Origin of the sequence: Isoptericola sp. NPDC057559, assembly GCF_042801555.1 — a bacterium.
Classification (GTDB): Bacteria; Actinomycetota; Actinomycetes; order Actinomycetales; family Cellulomonadaceae; genus Isoptericola.
On record NZ_JBHVFQ010000002.1, the window covers coordinates 115,445 to 130,451 of the forward strand.

Here is a 15,007-nt window from a genome sequence, read left to right on the forward strand (position 1 = left end):
GGGCCATGCTGATCCGTCATCGAGGAACCGCGCCCACCGTCGACCCGTCGGCGTACGTCGCGCCGACGGCGGTGCTGGTCGGCGACGTGCGCGTCGCCGCCGGGGCCCGGATCCTGCACGGCGCCGTCCTCACCGCGGAGGACGGCGCCGTCGTCGTCGGCCGCGACACCGTGGTCATGGAGCAGGCGCTCGTGCGCGGCCGCCGCGGCCACGACGCGCGGCTGGGCGACGCCGTGCTGGTGGGCCCGCACGCGCACGTCAACGGCAGCGTGGTCGAGGACGAGGCGTTCGTCGCGACCGGTGCCGCCCTGTTCCCGGGGAGCCGGGTCGGCGCCGGCGCGGAGGTGCGCATCCACGGCGTCGTGCACGTCAACACCGTCCTCCCGCCGGGCGCGGTCGTGCCGATCGGGTGGGTCGCCGTGGGCGACCCGGCCCGGATCCTGCCGCCCGGGAGCCACGACGAGATCTGGGCCGTGCAGCGCGAGCTCGACTTCCCGGGCACGGTCTACGGGACCGCGCGGGACACGCCGGCGCGCGAGACGATGCGCCGCCAGTCGGAGTTCTACGGCGCGCACCGGGACGACGAGGTCGTCGACCCGGGGTAGCCGTCGTCGTGCGCGCGGCCCCAACCCCTGCGAATACTGGGGCGGAGGCGTCGCCGACGACGCGCGCCAGGAAGGGGCCCTGCCATGGCCGACCTGATGATCGACTACATCACCTCGCTCGACGGGTTCGGCTCCGCCGAGGGGTGGCCGGGGCTGTGGGGCATGGGCGGCCCGGACTACTTCGCCTTCCTCGAGCGGGACGGCCGGCTGGAGTTCACCACCCTGCTGGGCGCCACGACGTACCGCCTCTTCGCCCAGTTCGCGGAGACGGGCGAGGAGGAGATGGCCGAGGTCACCGCGCGCCCCAAGGTCGTGTTCTCCCGGACGCTCACCGAGCCGCTGGAGTGGGCGAACACCACGCTCGTCCCGGGCGACGCCGTCGAGGCCGTGCGCTCCATGAAGCAGGAGGGCGTCCCGCTCCGGACGATCGGCAGCCCGGGCCTCGCCCGGTCGCTCCTCGTCGCCGGCCTGGTGGACCGGGTGCGCGTGGTCGTGTTCCCGGTGGTCAACGGTGCCACCGGTGGCGACCGCCTCTACGACGGCTGGCCCGACGTCCGGCTGGAGCTCCTCGACAGCCGCACCCTCGACGGCCGGCTGCAGCTGTTGGAGTACGCCCCGACCGTGCTGGACGGGCCGCCCGGGACGGACTGAGGCGCGATCCCGAGGCGGTCCCGTCAGTACGGCGGGTCGTCCTGGTAGGTGGCAGGGGGCTCGACCGATCCAGCGACACCCGCGGCGGCGCTCTGGCGGGTCGGACGGCCGGGATCGAGCTCGGGATCGGGCTCGGGATCGGCCTGGCGGGTGAAGTGCCCCGCCTCGGTGGCCCATGCGTCGAGCTGGGCGAGAGCGTGGTCGGCGGTGCCGGGGGCGGTGAGGTAGGTGCGGCCGCGGGGTGAGGTCCAGGCCAGGACGCCGTGGTCGGCCTGTTCGACGTGCCAGCGGGACTCGTGCTTCAGGGTGTGGTGCCTGCGGCACAGGTGAGCCAGGTTGTCGGCATCGGTGGGGCCGTCCTCGGCCCAGGCGGTGGTGTGGTCGACGTCGCAGCGGCGAGCGGGCACGCGGCAGCCGGGGAATCGGCAGGTGACGTCGCGCTGGGTGAGGAACGCGCGCAGGTCGGCGGGCACGGTGTAGCTGCGGCGGTCCACGGTGAGCATCGCGCCGGTGACGGGTTCGGTGAGCAGGCGTCGCAGGGTGGGCGCGCGGGCGGCCAGGTGGCGTGCGGTCTCCGCGTCGACCGGTGTCGTGCCGTCCAGCAGGCCGGGGGATTCGCCGGCCCCGGCCAGCGTGGTGACCGGGACGGTCACGTGCACCACCGGCCGGACCGTGCGGGCCAGGGTGGCCAGCGGGTCGGGCAGGTCTGGTGGTGCGGTTCCCGGTGCGGTTCGTGGTGTGCTGCCTGGCCCGGCACCTGCCGTGGCGCCTGGGCCGGGTGCCTCGACCGGTGGGCTGGCGATGCCGTCGTCGAGCAGGAGGGCGGTCAGTGTGGCCGCGCGCAGCTGCCCGACGCCGCGTGGGTCGCCGTTCGTCCTGGCACGGGCGGCTGTGCGGTGCAGGCGGTCGTAGGCGGCACGCGCGACCGGGGTGGGTAGGTGTGCGGTCAGCCAGGACATCCCGTCGGCGCCGTCGTCGACCCACACGTTCGCCTTCAGGGCGGCGGCCTCATGGCGGACCTCGGCGGGCACGGGGTGCAGGCGGTCGCGGGCGGCGCGGACGAGCGCCCCGAACCGTGCCGCCGTCAATCCGGGGGCCCGGTCCAGGACCGTCCGCTCGACCTGTCCTGCGACGCTCGCGGGCAGGTCGCCGACCGCGTCGGCGAGCTTCGCCGCGTGCTGGTAGGAGATGGTCCCCGCGCACAAGGCGTCCAACGTCGCGGTCGCCTTCGAGGCCAGCACCTGGGCGTCCGCGAGCCAGCCGGCCGCGACGTGCTCGCTGACCCCGAGCGCGCACCCGACCTCCGCCACCAGCGCCCGGTGCGCCACCGAGCCACGTCGCTCCGCCGTCGCGGACGACACTCGCTCCATCTCGACGTCGAGCAACGCCTCCGGCACCACCCGCGCCGCGGCCAGCACCCGAGCGAGCGCGACCGTGCGGCGACCCGCCGCCGCGTTCACCATCGCCTGCTCGTCCGCGGCCTGTTCCAGCACAGCATCCAGCCGGGAAGCGGCGGTGCTGGGCGGTGTGGCCATACGAGTAGCCAACCACCCGCCACCGACACTCCCTCGAACACGTGTTCGAGCCTCCATGGCGGGTGAAGCGACCCCCAGCGCAGGGCCAGCGGCTTCCGCGTGGCGAGCACGCCCAGCATCATGAGCACGTGAAGAACGCTGGTCGCGCCGGCGTGGTCGCTGCGGTCGTCCTCGTCCTGGCGACCGCCTGCACCGACGACCCGCCGCCTGTCGACCCGACGTCGCCCGCCGCGTCGTATGTGCGCTCCGGGCCGTGGAACGAGGGCGACGCGGCGGCGCTGGACGGCCTGCTGCAGCTCGTCGACGGCTGCCTGGTCGTCGAGAGCGACGGCACGACGATCGTGCCCGTGTTCCCGTCCGACTTCGCCTGGGACTCGCGGGCCCGGACGCTCGAGGCCTTCGGGCTCACCTTGACCGTCGGCGAGCAGGTGCACCTGGGCGGCGGCATGACGAGCGGCCCTGTCGAGCACCTCCCCGACTCGTGCAGCGGGGAGCAGTTCCTCGTCCAGAGCGGCCAGAGCGAGCCCCGCGAGGGCTGACGCCCCGACCTGGGACGAGCCGGCACGCACCCGCTCCTGGGCTCACGTCCGGGGAGCCGTCGTCCGCAGGAGCTGCGGGGAGGACGCGAAGCCGAGCCGCTCGTCAACCGGCACCGCCCTGCGGCTGGAGTGGACGGTCACGTGCGCCGCGCCATGACGTGTCGCATGCTCCGCCGCGGCCTCCACGAGCGCGGTGCCGAGGCCGCGACCGCGGTGGTCCGAGCGGACGAAGACGGTCTGGATGTCGGCCGACAGCCGACCGGTGGCACGGGGGCGCGGGACCCGCGGGACCCGCGGGACGAACGCCACCCATGCCATCCCGACGACCTCTCCGTCCGTGCTCCGGGCGACGAAGGCGGCGTGCGAGTCGCCGCGGTGGGCCCACCATCGACCGAGCTCGGCGGCGAACTCGTCGACCGCCTCGTCGTCGCCCACCTCGCCGGCGGTGTCGACGTACAGGAGCTGTGCGAGGTCCACGACGTCGGCGGTGGTCGCCCGGCTGATCAGCATGGGTGCAGTCTGGCGCGACCAGCCGCGCTACCGCGTGCGGCTCACCCGCAGGACCTCCTCCTGCCACGGGGCGACGACGGTCGAGGAGATGCGGCAGTCGAGCATGAGGAAGCGGCGCTGCCCGACGGGCTCGCGCGCCCACGTCCCGAGCCGGTCGAGGTCGTCCAGGGTGCGCACGACCACGCCCTCGGCGCCGACGGCCGCGGCGAGCGCGGCGAAGTCGGTCTCGGGGATGCGCATGGGCTCCTCGGCGAGGCCCTGGCGCCCGTAGACGTGCACCTCGGCGCCGTACACGGCGTCGTTCCAGACGACGGCGACGCCCCGACCGCCGGCGGTGCGGACCGCGGTCTCGAGGTCGGCGAGGGCCATGAGCCCGCCGCCGTCGCCGGTGGTGAGGACGACGGTCGCGTCGGGCAGGGCCGCGGCGGCGCCGGGCACGCTGGGGAACCCGAGGCCGATGGACTGGTAGGCGGTGCCGACCATCATCATGCGGTCGGGGGAGGCCACCGGCCAGTACATGTTGGCCCAGCCGATGAAGTGGCCGCCGTCGGAGACGACGACGCGGTCGGCGGGCAGCAGCGCGCCGATGCGGCTCGCCACGCCGCGGGGGTCGAGCCGGCCGTCGGCGGCGATCCCGTCCGCGGGGCCGGTGTCGTAGGTGCGGGCGGCCGCGACGCCCACGGAGTCGCGCCAGCCCGAGGGCACGGCGCCGAGGGCGCGCAGCTCGTCGAGCAGCGCGCGCGTCACGAGGGCGGCGTCCCCGCGGATGAACGAGCCGACGTGGCGGTGGGTCGCCGCCTCGGCGGTGTCCACCTGGACCACGCGGGTGCCGGGGGAGAAGAGGTCGCCGAACCGCATCGTGAACTGGTTGAGCGACGCGCCGACCACGACGGCGACGTCGGCCTCGCGTACCAGCGACATCGCGCCGTCGGCGCCGAAACCGCCGGCGACGCCGAGGTCGTACCGGCCGTCGGGGAACACGCCCCGGCCGAGCGCCGTCGACGCGGTGAGCGCGCCGGTCGCCGCGGCGAGCTCACCCAGCGCCTCCCCGGCGCCCGCGAGCCAGGCGCCGCGGCCGGCGAGCAGCAGCGGCCGCTCGGCACCCGCGAGGGCGCGCGCGAGGTCGGTGATCGCGGCGGCGTCGAACGGGCCCACGGGTGCGAGCGGCCCGGGCAGCGCCGGCTCGGGCGCCTCGGGGACGGGGCCGGCCTCGCGGGCGGCGACGTCGTAGGGGATCGCCAGGACGACGGGCACCCGGTAGGTCAGGGAGTGCTCGATCGCGATGACGGTGGTCGCGGCGGCGTCCGCGCGGCCGACGGTATAGGTGCGGGCGCCGACGGCGGCGGCCAGCGCGATCTGGTCGACGTCCCACGGGCGCGGGCCCGACGTCGGCTCGTCGCCGGTGAGCAGCACCAGGGGCACGCGCGCCTGCGCGGCCTCGGCCAGCGCCGTCAGCGTGTTGGTGAAGCCGGCGCCGTAGGTGGCGGTGGCGGCGGCGATGCGGCCCGACGCGCGGAAGTACGCGTCGGCCGCGACGACGCCACCGGCCTCGTGCCGGACGGCGGTGAAGCGCGCGGACGTCGCGCGCTCGACGTCGTCGAGGAACCAGGCGTTGCCGTTGCCCATGACGCCGAAGACGTGGTCGACGTGCTGGGCGAGGGTACGGGCGACATGGGCGGACACGGTGGGCACGGGGCCTCCAGGGAACAGTGACGGATGAGTGGTGCGGTCCGTATGTGTCCCGTGCGAGCCCGGCGCCGGTCGGTGGACGACTCCGACGACCGGGCTGCCGCGCGCCCCTTTTTCGAGCGCAGGCGGTGCGTGTCCGCCTCGACACCGGGGAGCATAGTCCAGCCCGGTGCCCACCGTGCGGCGTCAGCCCAGGTCGTCGAGGAACAGCTCCACCACCGGCACGGCGACGTCCGGCCGCACGGTGGGCAGGTGCAGCGTGAGGGTGCCGGCCGGCTGGCCGCCGGGGTTGGTGTTCCACGCCTTCTGGTCGGGGTCGGTGCGGGAGGTGCGCAGCTCGGAGCCGTCGTTCAGCAGCTGCGCGTACCGGACCCGGTCGGCGAGGCCGCGCAGGTGCACGTGCCCGAACGGCCAGGCGAACAGGTGCACGTACAGGCGGTCGCCGCGCTGGGTGAGCACGGCCCCGGGCGGCAGCCCGGGCGCGACGGCGGCGGCGAGGTCGGCGTCGGCCGGGCCGGCCCCGGTGATCGACCGACCGTGCAGGCGGGTCCACGCACCGAGCGCGGCCAGGGTCGTGGTGTCCCGGGCGGGGACGGCGCCGCGCCCGTCGGGCCCGATGTTGAGCAGCAGGTTGCCGCCCTTGGAGACCGTGTCGACGAGCATGCGCACCAGCAGGTCGGGGTCCTTGAACTTCGTGTTGTCGCGGTCGTAGCCCCAGCTGCCGTTGAGCGTCTGGCAGGCCTCCCAGACGACGAGCTCCCCGGCGGCGTCGCGCATCGGGGCGTCCGGCTGGTACTGCTCGGGGGTGACGAGGTCGCCGGGGATGCCGAGGCGGTCGTTCACCACGGCCTGCGGCTGCAGCTCGCGGACCAGGGCGAGCAGCTTCTCGGCCTCCCAGTCCTCGGGGTACTTGCCGCGCCAGCCGTCCTTGTCCTCGGCGAACGTGAAGTCGAAGAACACGTAGTCCACCGGCCCGTACCCGGTGAGCAGCTCCCGCACCTGGGCGTGCAGGTACTCGCGGTACCGGGCCATGTCGCGGCCCTCGTTGAGCGCGTGGGCGTCCGGGTCGTCCCGGCGGGGGTGCACGTGGTCCACGGTGAAGTCGGGGTGGTGCCAGTCGATGAGCGAGTGGTAAAGCCCGAGGTGGAGGCCCTCCTCGCGGACCGCCTCGGCGAGCTCGGCCACGAGGTCGCGCCCGCGGGTGCGGGCGATGCTGTAGTCGCTGACGGCGGAGTCCCACAGCGCGAAGCCGTCGTGGTGCTTGGTGGTCAGCACCACGTACTTCATGCCGGCGTCCTTCGCGGCGCGGGCGATCGCGCGCGCGTCGAAGAGGTCCGGGTCGAACACCTCGGCGTAGCGTGCGTACTGCTCGGCGGTCTGCTTCTCGAAGCTCATCACCCACTCGTGCCGGGCGGCGGCGGAGTAGAGGCCGAAGTGCACGAAGAGGCCGAAGCGGGCCTCCGTGAACCAGGCCTGCTCGGGGCGCAGGGGCGGGGCGGCCGGGGTCATGCGGATCACTCCTCGTCGAGCGGGCGGTGCCGGTAGAGATATGACGTATCGGGCGTGCGCTCCGAGCCTATCGGCCGCACACGGGGGTAGCGCAAGGGGATCGACGGCCTATAGGTTGGATGAATTGCCCCAGGCCGAGGGAGTCCGGATGTCCGACGTCGTCGTCGACGCGCACCATCACCTGTGGGTCCGCGCGCGGACCCCGCAGCGCTGGATCGACCCCACGACCATGGCCGCGATCGACGCCGACTTCACGCCCGCGGACCTGCCCGCCGCCGCGCACGGGGTGGACGCCACCGTCGTCGTGCAGAGCGCCAGCACCTGGGCCGACACCGACGACCTGCTGGCCGTCGCCGCGTCGCCGGAGGGGCGCGCGGCGCGCGTCGCGGGTGTCGTCGGCTGGGCCGACCTGTTCGCCCCCGACCTCGAGGACCGGCTGGTCGCGCTCCGCGAGGGCCCCGGCGGCGACCGCCTCGTCGGGATCCGCACGATGGTGCAGGCCGAGCCCGGCACCGACTACCTGGACCGCCCCGACGTGCACGCCGGCATCGCCGCCGTCGGCGCCGCAGGGCTGCCCTTCGACCTCGTGGTGCGGGCCGACCAGCTCCCCTCGTGCGCGCGGCTGGCCGCCGCGCTGCCGGGCGTGCGGTTCGTGCTCGACCACCTCGCCAAGCCGCCGCTCGGCGCGCTGCCCGGCGCCGACGGCCGACCCGGCGACCCGGCCGCCCTCGACGCCTGGCGCCGCGACCTGGCCGCGCTCGCCGCCCGGCCGAACGTCGTCGCGAAGCTGTCCGGGCTGGTCACCGAGGCCCGCTGGGACTCGTGGACCACCGCCGACCTGCGGCCCGCCGTCGACCACGCGCTCGACGTCCTCGGCCCCGGCCGGCTGCTGCTCGGCAGCGACTGGCCCGTCTGCCTGCTCGCGTCCGGCTATGGCGGGTGGCTCGCCGCCGTCGACGAGCTGCTGGCCGGCCTCACCCCGGGCGAGCGCGCCGCCGTGCGCGGCGCGAACGCCGTCTCCGTCTACGGGCTCGACGTCGGGCCCGCCACCCTCCCCCGCACGAAGGAGCACCCGTGACCACCCCCACCGAGACCTTGCCGGAGTTCGCCGGCATCCGTGCCGTCGTGACAGGGGGCGCGTCGGGCATCGGCGCCGCCGTGGTGCGCGCGCTCCTGGCGCGCGGCGCGCGCGTGGTCGCGATCGACCGTACCCGCGACGGCGTGCCCGAGGGCGCGGGCGCGGAGGTCGCCGACGTCACCGACGACGTGGCCGTGCGCGCCGCCGTCGAGGCCGCGGCCGCCACGCTCGGCGGCATCGACGTCGTCGTGAACAACGCCGGGATCGGCGCCCAGGGCACGGTCGCGGACAACGACGACGCCGAGTGGCTGCGGGTGCTCGACGTCAACGTGCTCGGCATCGTGCGCGTGACGCGCGCGGCGCTGCCGCACCTGCGGGCCTCGGAGCACGCGGCCGTCGTGAACATGGCGTCGATCGCGTCGTGGTCGGGGCTGCCGCAGCGGGCGCTGTACTCCGCGAGCAAGGGGGCCGTGCAGGCCCTGACGCTCGCGATGGCGGCGGACCACGTGCGCGAGGGCATCCGCGTGACCTGCGTGAACCCCGGCACGGTCGACACCCCGTGGGTGGGTCGCCTGCTCGACTCCGCGGCCGACCCGGCCGCCGAGCGCGCCGCGCTGGAGGCCCGCCAGCCCACGGGGCGGCTCGTCAGCCCCGAGGCCGTGGCGCACGCCGTCTGCTACCTCGCCAGCCCGCTCGCGAGCTCCACCACGGGCACCGCGCTCGCCGTCGACGGCGGCATGCACGACCTGCGCGTGCGCCCGCCGGAGCAGGCGTGAGCGCCGCGCCGGCGGCGGGCGTGCTGCCGACCCGGGAGGTCCGCTCCACCGGGGTGCGCCTGACGAGCCTCGGGTACGGGGCGGCGCAGGCCGGCAACCTGTACCGGGCCACCACGGACGAGGAGACCGCCGAGGCGCTCGGCACGGCGTGGTCGGCCGGGGTGCGGTACGTCGACACGGCGCCGCACTACGGGCTCGGGCTCTCGGAGCGGCGCGTGGGCGCCGTGCTGCGCGACCTGCCGCGGGACGAGCTCGTGGTCTCGACGAAGGTCGGACGACTGCTGGTGCCCTCGCCCGAGACGGCCGACCGCCGGGACACCGACATCTTCGACGTGCCCGCCGCCACCCGCCGGGAGTGGGACTTCTCCCGCGACGGCGTGCTGCGCTCGCTCGAGGCGAGCCTGGAGCGCACCGGCCTGGACCGGGTCGACGTCGTCTACCTGCACGACCCGGACGACCACGAGGAGCAGGCGTTCGCCGAGGCGGTCCCCGCGCTGCTGGAGCTGCGCGACCAGGGCGTCGTGGGCGCCGTCGGCGCGGGGATGAACCAGTCGGCGATGCTCGCCCGGTTCGTGCGCGAGACCGACGTGGACGTGGTGATGTGCGCCGGGAGGTTCACCCTGCTGGAGCAGCCCGCGCTGGCCGACCTGCTCCCGGCGGCCCTCGACCGGGGCGCCGCGGTGGTGGTGGCGGGCGTCTACAACTCGGGGCTGCTGGCCCGCGAGACCGTGCCCGACGACGCGACCTACGACTACGCGCAGGCCCCCGCCGCGCTGCTCGACCGCACCCGCGCCGTCGCGCGGGCGTGCGCCGACCACGGCGTCACGCTGCCGCAGGCGGCGCTGGCCTACGTGCGCACGCACCCGGCCGTCGCGAGCACCGTGGTGGGGCTCCGCACGGCGGACCAGGTGCGCCAGGCCGTGGACCGGCACACCGCCGTCGTGCCGCCCGAGCTGTGGACGGACCTCGTCGACCGGGGCCTGCTGGCCCCCGAGGCCCACCCCGACGCCTTCGCCTGACGCCCGGCCACCCCCGCCCGCCCGCATGGCGGGACGGATGTGACCGAGCGGCGACCCGGGCGCATGATCGATGCGCCCCCCAGAGAGAACTAGAGGACACCGATGCAGCTGCTCCGCCTGGGCCCGGTGGGCCAGGAGATCCCCGCCGTCACCCACGACGGCGTCACCTACGACCTGCGACCCGTGACCGCCGGCATCCCCGGCAGCCACGACGTCGACGGCGCGTTCCTCGCCGCCGACGGCATCGCCCGCACCCGGGCCGCGCTGGCGGCCGGCGAGCTCCCCGTGCTCGAGGGCGCGGACGCCCTGCGCGTGGGCGCGCCGATCGCGCGCCCCGCCGCCGTCGTGTGCGTGGGCCAGAACTACGCCGCGCACGCGCGGGAGTCGGGCGCGGAGCCCCCGCGCCTGCCGATCATCTTCTTCAAGCACCCCAACACGGTGGTCGGCCCCGACGACACGGTGCCGATCCCGCCCGGGTCGGACAAGGTCGACTGGGAGGTCGAGCTCGCGATCGTCGTCGGCAAGCAGGCCAGCTACCTGCCGTCCGTCGAGGCGGCCCGCGAGCACGTCGCCGGGTACACCGTGGTGGACGACGTGAGCGAGCGGGCCTGGCAGCTCGACGACTCGCTCGGCCAGTGGTCGAAGGGCAAGTGCGGCCCCGCGTTCCTGCCCACCGGCCCCGCGCTGGTGCCCGCGGACGAGGTGGACCCCGCCGACCTGCGGCTGCGGTCGTTCGTCAACGGCGAGCCCCGCCAGGACTCGTCCACGACCGACATGATCTTCGACGTCGCGGCGATCGTGCACCACCTGTCGCAGTACATGACGCTCGAGGCGGGCGACCTGATCTGCACCGGCACCCCCGAGGGCGTCGCGCTGTCCGGCCGCTTCCCGTACCTCGCCGACGGCGACGTCGTCGAGGTCGAGATCGAGGGCCTCGGCCGCCAGCGCCACGCCTTCGCCTCCGCGCAGGTCCCGGCCGCGTCGTCGGCCCCCGCCTGACGTGCTGCGCTACGAGCTGCTGCACCCGGGCCTCGTCGCGGCGCTCGCCGCGGCGGGGCACGGGTCGCGCGTCCTGCTGGCCGACGCGAACTACCCGCACTCCACGGGCGCGCGGCCCGGCGCGGCGCGCGTGCACCTCAACCTGCGCCCCGGCCTGCTGACCGTGGACCAGGTGCTCGAGGTGCTCCTCGACGCCGTCCCGGTCGAGTCGGCGTCGGTCATGGTCCCCGGCGGGGTGGCGGGCGACGTCGTCGCCGCGGGCGAGGACATCCCCGCCCACACCGGCTACCGGGCGATGCTCGGGCCCGACGTCGGCTGGGACGAGCTGGACCGGTTCGCGTTCTACGACGCCGCCCGGTCCGACGACGTCGCCCTGCTCGTCGCCACCGGCGACCAGCGCGTGTACGCGAACCTGCTGCTCACCCTCGGGGTCCGCGCCCCGGAGCTGTAGCGCGCCGGGCCCGGTGGCGACGCCGTACCTCGGCCGCTACCGGGTCCGGTGCCGCAGACGCTCCCGGGCGGTGCGTCCACGCCGCCCCGCGGCGACGACGCCGGTGGCCTTGGCCAGCCCGAACGGCGGCATGTCCGCGTAGAGGCTCTCGTGGCCGCCGGCGGGCACGGCGTACGTCTCGTGCCAGACCCCGACCGCGCCGGGGACGCGCCGGGCCTTGCGGTAGAAGGCGAGCCACGCCGGGCGGTGCCGGTGGTCGTCCGCGTTGGCGTAGCGGTAGATGTCCGCGACGCTGCGCCAGTACTGGACGACGGTGACCCCCCGGGTGCCCACCAGGGTGCGCGAGTGGAGGAACCCCGAGGCGGGGTCGTCGTGGAGCTCCGCGAGCATCGGTCCCATGGCGGCCAGCGCCGGGACCCAGGCGTCGGGGCGCCAGGGCTTGTTGATCCGGGCGCCGATGAGGAAGACGGCGACGTCGTCCTCGTGCGCGTGCGTGGTCAGGGTGACCATGATGACTCCTTCGCATATTGGGGAGTCGAACTATCCAATATTGGATACTGCTACTCTCCAATGTCAAGAGGTGGAAGGGTGCAGGATGCGGATCTCAGGGCTGGCCGACCGGACCGGGGTCGCTGTCGCGACGCTCAAGTACTACCTGCGGGAGGGGCTGCTGCACCCCGGCACGGCGACCTCGCGGACCCAGGCCGTGTACGACGACGAGCACGTGGAGCGGGTCCTCCTGGTGCGTGCGCTGATCGGGTCCGCGGGGCTGAGCCTGGCCGCCATCCGCGAGGTGCTCGCGGTCCTCGACGACCCGCCCGGCTCGCGCCGCGACCTGCTCGGCACCACCCAGCGGGCCCTGCTGCGGGAGGAGACGGGAGCCGGCGACGGCACCGGTGCGACACCCGCGGGCGAGGACGACGACGACCCCTGGACCGAGCAGGCGCTGGCGCTCGTCGCCGCCCAGGGATGGTTTCGCGACCCGATCCTGGTGCGGCGGCTCGCGAACCAGCTGCGCGCCGCCTCCGCCGCCGGGGTGGCGTGCGGCGACGAGCAGCTCGTCGCGCTGGCGGAGGCCGCCGACCTCATCGCGACGTCGGACCTCCGCACCGTGCCCGAGGACGCGGCCGGTGCGGCGCGCCAGGTGGTCGTCGGGACCCTGCTCACCGACCCGGTGATCCTCACGCTGCGGCGCTTCGCGCAGCAGCACGCGAGCGGGGACGCCGCCGCCTCGGGCCGGGCGGGCGCCTCGCGCTGACGCGCGTCCACGACGAAAGAGCTGGGCGCCCGCGCGCCGCGATGCCAGGATCCTTCGTGTGGAGATGCCCGACCTGGCGCGTGCGACCGACGCCGCCACCGCGATCGCCGCGTCGCTGGGCCTGCCGGCCGACGACGCGATCGTGCTCCACAACTCCAACAAGCTCGCGCTGCGCCTGGAGCCGTGCGGGGTGATGGCGCGGGTCGCGCACGTGGGGGAGGAGGTCGCGGAGCTCGAGGTCGACGTCGCGCGACAGCTCGCCGACCGGGGGTCTCCCGTCGCAGCCCTGGCGCCGCCCCGGGACGGACCGGCGGTCCACGTCCGCGACGGGTTCACGGTGACGCTGTGGGTGTACTACGAGCCGGCGGCGCCCGCCGTCGCGCCGGGCGCCTACGCCCGGGCGCTGGGGCGGCTGCACGCCGGGATGCGCGCCGTCGACGGGGCCTTTCCCCGGTTCACCGACCGGATCGCCGAGGCGGAACGGGTCGTCGCGGAGCCCGAGCTCTCCCCGGGGCTGCCCGACGACGAGCGCGCGTTCCTCGGCGGCAGGCTGCGGCGGCTGCACGAGGCGGTCGAGGGGACCGGGCGGGAGCAGCTGCTCCACGGCGAGCCCCATCCGGGCAACCTGCTGAGCACCCACGACGGCCCGCTGTTCATCGACCTCGAGACGTGCTGTCGCGGGCCCGTGGAGTTCGACCTCGCGCACGTCCCCACCCGGGTCGCCGAGCACTACCCGGGTGTCGACCGCGAGCTCCTCGACCGCTGCCGCGAGCTGGTGCTCGCGATGGTGGCGGCGTGGCGCTGGGAGAAGGGGGACCAGTTCCCCGACGGGCGGCGCTTCGGGGACGAGCTCCTCCGCGTGCTGCGCGCCGGCCCGCCGTGGCCCACCCTCGACGCGGTGGTCCCGCGGCCGGTCGGACCGTAGCGGTCAGTCCTCCGCGCCGTCCGCGTCGTCCGTGTCCTCCGCGCCCGGGAGCGTCTCCTCGACGTCCAGGAGGTGCGCGGCCATGCGGACCCGGGCGGCCTCGGCGTCGCCGGCGGCCAGCGCCCGCCAGATGGCCTCGTGGTCGCGCAGGGTGCGCTCCTCGACGCCGGCCTCGTGCCAGCTGCGCCAGCGGCGCTCGCGGACGGTGCGGCCCTCCAGCGCCTCGACGAGCGCCTCCAGCACGGGGTTGCCGGCCTGGGCGGCGACGATGCGGTGGAAGGCGACGTCGGCGGCCATGAACGCCTCGTGGTCCACGGTGCGCCGCGCGACGACGGCGGCCGTGTCGTCCAGCACGGCGCGGGCCTCGGCGACGGCCTCGGAGGTGATGCGGTGGGCCGCCAGGCCGGCGGCCTCGGTCTCGAGCACCCGCCGCACGGCGTGGAACGGGCGGGCGCTGGTGTCGCCGTGCAGGTCGACGACGAACTGCAGCGAGGACATCAGCCGCGCCGGGTCGAGGCTGGTGACGTACGTGCCGTCGCCCTGCCGGGTGTCGAGGACGCCGAGCACGGTGAGCGCGCGCACGCCCTCCCGCAGGGACCCGCGGGAGACGCCGAGGCGGTCGGCGAGGTCCTTCTCCACGGGGAGCCGGTCGCCGGGGCCGAGCTCTCCGTCGACGATCATGCGGCGGACGCCGTCGACGACCTCATCGGTGCGGGACATGCCGTGGAGTATGGCGCAGTTCGCGCCGCGGCGCACCGATTCATCAGAGGAATCGGTGCGCCGCGGCGTCGAGCGACGGGCCTGCGTCAGGCGGGGACGATCAGGCCGGCGGTCTGGGTGCGGGCGCGCTGCAGGCGGGCGGCGACGTCCTGCCAGTTGGCGATGTTCCAGACGGCCTTGACGTAGTCGGCCTTGACGTTGAGGTAGTCGAGGTAGAAGGCGTGCTCCCACATGTCGAGCATGAACAGCGGGGTGATGCCGACGGGCACGTTGGCCTGCTGGTCGAAGAGCTGGAAGATCGCGAGGCGTCGGCCGATGGAGTCCCAGCCGAGGACGGCCCAGCCGGAGCCCTGGATGCCGGTGGCGACGGCGGCGAACTGGGCCTGGAAGGCGGCGAAGGTGCCGAAGGCGTCCTTGATGGCCTCGGCGAGCTCGCCCTCGGGCTCGCCGCCGCCCTCGGGGGACAGGTTGTGCCAGAAGACGGTGTGGTTGGTGTGGCCGCCGAGGTTGAACGCGAGGTTCTTCTCGTGCAGGTTCACCGCGGCGTTGTCGCCGGACTCGCGGGCCTCGGCGAGCTTGTCGAGGGCGGTGTTGGCGCCCGCGACGTAGGCCGCGTGGTGCTTGTCGTGGTGCAGCTCCATGATCTTGCCGCTGATGTGCGGCTCCAGGGCGCTGTAGTCGTACGGCAGGTCGGGCAAGGTGTAGACGGACATCTCGTTCCCTTCGGCGAAGCTGGTGTCGTT

General features: G+C 75.2%; 17 protein-coding genes. 10 read left to right on the top strand and 7 right to left on the bottom strand.

All coding sequences use genetic code 11. The annotated features are described in order from the left end of the window. Positions 1 to 5 precede the first annotated feature (5 nt). Together ACFU5J_RS03475 and ACFU5J_RS03480 are read left to right on the top strand one after the other, a co-directional pair. Positions 6 to 605, top strand: a complete 600-nt coding sequence (locus tag ACFU5J_RS03475) for a gamma carbonic anhydrase family protein (protein ID WP_430574003.1) — start codon at positions 6 to 8, stop codon at positions 603 to 605. Between the two features lie 84 nt (positions 606 to 689). Then, entirely contained in the window at positions 690 to 1,256 is a 567-nt protein-coding gene (locus tag ACFU5J_RS03480) for a dihydrofolate reductase family protein (protein WP_430577840.1), read from the top strand. Positions 1,257 to 1,279: 23 nt separating this feature from the next. Here ACFU5J_RS03480 and ACFU5J_RS03485 read toward each other — a convergent pair whose 3' ends face one another. After that, the gene (locus ACFU5J_RS03485; RefSeq protein ID WP_430577841.1) at positions 1,280 to 2,791 is read right to left on the bottom strand and encodes a DUF222 domain-containing protein; all 1,512 of its coding nucleotides are present in this window, start codon (positions 2,789 to 2,791) and stop codon (positions 1,280 to 1,282) included. A 128-nt stretch (positions 2,792 to 2,919) separates the two neighbouring features. Here ACFU5J_RS03485 and ACFU5J_RS03490 point away from each other — a divergent pair, with 128 nt between their 5' ends. Further along, a complete protein-coding gene (locus ACFU5J_RS03490) occupies positions 2,920 to 3,330 on the top strand; it encodes a hypothetical protein (RefSeq protein ID WP_430577842.1) in 411 nt (136 codons plus the stop codon). 42 nt (positions 3,331 to 3,372) lie between these two features. Here ACFU5J_RS03490 and ACFU5J_RS03495 read toward each other — a convergent pair whose 3' ends face one another. From ACFU5J_RS03495 to ACFU5J_RS03505, 3 genes are all read right to left on the bottom strand, one after another. Beyond that, positions 3,373 to 3,840, bottom strand: coding sequence for a GNAT family N-acetyltransferase (locus ACFU5J_RS03495; RefSeq protein ID WP_430577843.1), 468 nt, complete (start codon positions 3,838 to 3,840; stop codon positions 3,373 to 3,375). 27 nt (positions 3,841 to 3,867) lie between these two features. Beyond that, positions 3,868 to 5,532: a thiamine pyrophosphate-binding protein gene (locus ACFU5J_RS03500; protein WP_430577844.1), complete on the bottom strand. Its 1,665-nt coding sequence runs from the start codon at positions 5,530 to 5,532 to the stop codon at positions 3,868 to 3,870. Between the two features lie 183 nt (positions 5,533 to 5,715). Next, complete coding sequence (locus ACFU5J_RS03505; protein WP_430574006.1) at positions 5,716 to 7,038, bottom strand: alpha-L-fucosidase; 1,323 nt, start codon at positions 7,036 to 7,038, stop codon at positions 5,716 to 5,718. 148 nt (positions 7,039 to 7,186) lie between these two features. On the opposite strand from ACFU5J_RS03505, the gene ACFU5J_RS03510 reads away from it, so the two are divergent. The 5 genes from ACFU5J_RS03510 to ACFU5J_RS03530 all read left to right on the top strand — a co-directional run bounded on the left by ACFU5J_RS03510 (position 7,187) and on the right by ACFU5J_RS03530 (position 11,361). After that, on the top strand, positions 7,187 to 8,116 hold the full coding sequence (locus ACFU5J_RS03510) for an amidohydrolase family protein (protein ID WP_430577845.1): 930 nt from the start codon (positions 7,187 to 7,189) through the stop codon (positions 8,114 to 8,116). Continuing rightward, positions 8,113 to 8,892 (top strand): SDR family NAD(P)-dependent oxidoreductase, encoded by a 780-nt coding sequence (locus ACFU5J_RS03515; protein ID WP_430577846.1) that lies wholly within the window; start codon positions 8,113 to 8,115, stop codon positions 8,890 to 8,892. The genes ACFU5J_RS03510 and ACFU5J_RS03515 overlap by 4 nt, the downstream gene beginning before the upstream one ends. Further along, positions 8,889 to 9,911, top strand: a complete 1,023-nt coding sequence (locus tag ACFU5J_RS03520; protein WP_430577847.1) for an aldo/keto reductase — start codon at positions 8,889 to 8,891, stop codon at positions 9,909 to 9,911. Before ACFU5J_RS03515 ends, ACFU5J_RS03520 begins: the two co-directional genes overlap by 4 nt. Positions 9,912 to 10,013: 102 nt before the next feature. Then, entirely contained in the window at positions 10,014 to 10,910 is an 897-nt protein-coding gene (locus tag ACFU5J_RS03525; protein ID WP_430577848.1) for a fumarylacetoacetate hydrolase family protein, read from the top strand. Between the two features lies 1 nt (position 10,911). Then, entirely contained in the window at positions 10,912 to 11,361 is a 450-nt protein-coding gene (locus tag ACFU5J_RS03530; RefSeq protein ID WP_430577849.1) for an RbsD/FucU domain-containing protein, read from the top strand. A 36-nt stretch (positions 11,362 to 11,397) separates the two neighbouring features. On the opposite strand, the gene ACFU5J_RS03535 is transcribed toward ACFU5J_RS03530, so the two are convergent. After that, positions 11,398 to 11,871 (bottom strand): DUF4188 domain-containing protein, encoded by a 474-nt coding sequence (locus ACFU5J_RS03535; protein WP_430577850.1) that lies wholly within the window; start codon positions 11,869 to 11,871, stop codon positions 11,398 to 11,400. 85 nt (positions 11,872 to 11,956) lie between these two features. On the opposite strand from ACFU5J_RS03535, the gene ACFU5J_RS03540 reads away from it, so the two are divergent. Both ACFU5J_RS03540 and ACFU5J_RS03545 read left to right on the top strand, forming a co-directional pair. Continuing rightward, positions 11,957 to 12,619, top strand: coding sequence for a MerR family transcriptional regulator (locus ACFU5J_RS03540; RefSeq protein ID WP_430577851.1), 663 nt, complete (start codon positions 11,957 to 11,959; stop codon positions 12,617 to 12,619). A gap of 64 nt (positions 12,620 to 12,683) precedes the next feature. Beyond that, on the top strand, positions 12,684 to 13,544 hold the full coding sequence (locus ACFU5J_RS03545) for a phosphotransferase enzyme family protein (RefSeq protein ID WP_430578025.1): 861 nt from the start codon (positions 12,684 to 12,686) through the stop codon (positions 13,542 to 13,544). A 3-nt stretch (positions 13,545 to 13,547) separates the two neighbouring features. Here the strand turns inward: ACFU5J_RS03545 and ACFU5J_RS03550 are convergent, their stop codons facing one another. Together ACFU5J_RS03550 and ACFU5J_RS03555 are read right to left on the bottom strand one after the other, a co-directional pair. After that, the gene (locus ACFU5J_RS03550; RefSeq protein WP_430577852.1) at positions 13,548 to 14,264 is read right to left on the bottom strand and encodes a FadR/GntR family transcriptional regulator; all 717 of its coding nucleotides are present in this window, start codon (positions 14,262 to 14,264) and stop codon (positions 13,548 to 13,550) included. A gap of 86 nt (positions 14,265 to 14,350) precedes the next feature. Further along, the gene (locus tag ACFU5J_RS03555; RefSeq protein ID WP_430575338.1) at positions 14,351 to 14,977 is read right to left on the bottom strand and encodes a superoxide dismutase; all 627 of its coding nucleotides are present in this window, start codon (positions 14,975 to 14,977) and stop codon (positions 14,351 to 14,353) included. Between the last annotated feature and the right edge of the window lie 30 nt (positions 14,978 to 15,007).

Excerpts from the sequence above, each read along its gene's own strand:
- ACFU5J_RS03495 (WP_430577843.1), bottom strand. The coding sequence starts at position 3,840 with ATGCTGATCAGCCGGGCGACCACCGCCGACGTCGTGGACCTCGCACAG.
- ACFU5J_RS03550 (WP_430577852.1), bottom strand. The coding sequence starts at position 14,264 with ATGTCCCGCACCGATGAGGTCGTCGACGGCGTCCGCCGCATGATCGTC.
- ACFU5J_RS03480 (WP_430577840.1), top strand. The coding sequence starts at position 690 with ATGGCCGACCTGATGATCGACTACATCACCTCGCTCGACGGGTTCGGC.
- ACFU5J_RS03485 (WP_430577841.1), bottom strand. The coding sequence starts at position 2,791 with ATGGCCACACCGCCCAGCACCGCCGCTTCCCGGCTGGATGCTGTGCTG.
- ACFU5J_RS03545 (WP_430578025.1), top strand. The coding sequence starts at position 12,684 with ATGCCCGACCTGGCGCGTGCGACCGACGCCGCCACCGCGATCGCCGCG.
- ACFU5J_RS03510 (WP_430577845.1), top strand. The coding sequence starts at position 7,187 with ATGTCCGACGTCGTCGTCGACGCGCACCATCACCTGTGGGTCCGCGCG.
- ACFU5J_RS03555 (WP_430575338.1), bottom strand. The coding sequence starts at position 14,977 with ATGTCCGTCTACACCTTGCCCGACCTGCCGTACGACTACAGCGCCCTG.
- ACFU5J_RS03475 (WP_430574003.1), top strand. The coding sequence starts at position 6 with ATGCTGATCCGTCATCGAGGAACCGCGCCCACCGTCGACCCGTCGGCG.
- ACFU5J_RS03505 (WP_430574006.1), bottom strand. The coding sequence starts at position 7,038 with ATGACCCCGGCCGCCCCGCCCCTGCGCCCCGAGCAGGCCTGGTTCACG.
- ACFU5J_RS03540 (WP_430577851.1), top strand. The coding sequence starts at position 11,957 with ATGCGGATCTCAGGGCTGGCCGACCGGACCGGGGTCGCTGTCGCGACG.
- ACFU5J_RS03535 (WP_430577850.1), bottom strand. The coding sequence starts at position 11,871 with ATGGTCACCCTGACCACGCACGCGCACGAGGACGACGTCGCCGTCTTC.
- ACFU5J_RS03525 (WP_430577848.1), top strand. The coding sequence starts at position 10,014 with ATGCAGCTGCTCCGCCTGGGCCCGGTGGGCCAGGAGATCCCCGCCGTC.